The sequence below is a fragment of the Phenylobacterium sp. RIFCSPHIGHO2_01_FULL_69_31 genome (assembly GCF_001824475.1).
GTDB lineage: Bacteria > Pseudomonadota > Alphaproteobacteria > Caulobacterales > Caulobacteraceae > Phenylobacterium.
Window position 1 is genome coordinate 1 of record NZ_MHXN01000022.1, and the last position, 442, is coordinate 442.

The 442-nt window shown below is 70.1% G+C and carries 1 protein-coding gene; it reads left to right on the forward strand.

What is annotated here, in order from left to right:
* A partial coding sequence (locus tag A2790_RS12900) for an ATPase, T2SS/T4P/T4SS family (RefSeq protein WP_293392199.1) occupies positions 1-442 on the forward strand: 442 nt, incomplete at both ends.

Consider the following 442-nt stretch of genomic DNA (forward strand, 5'->3'; position numbering starts at 1 on the left):
CGGCCCGGGGAGGTCGGGATCGAGGGGCCAGGCGGCTGGCGCTGGCATGAGGCGCCGGAGCTGACGCCAGCGTGGCTGTCGACCTTGGCCACGACCGCGGCGGCCTTCACCAACCAGGACGTCACCGCTTCGGAACCGGTCTGCTCGACCGTGCTGCCCGGCGGCGAGCGCTGCCAGATCGTCCTGCCGCCGGCGGCCGAGAGCATCTCCTTCACCATCCGCAAGCCTTCCGCGGCCGAGTTCGGGATGCAGGACCTGGTCGCCTCTGGTCTGTTCGAAGGCGCGAAATCGGCGACGGAGGACCTCGCGCCCGAAGAGACGGAGCTGATGGCGCTGCGCGACGCAGGGAAGTGGCCGGAGTTCTTCGAGCTGGCGGTCCGCGCGCGCAAGAACATCCTGATCAGCGGCGCGACCGGCTCCGGCAAGACCACCTTCTCGAAGA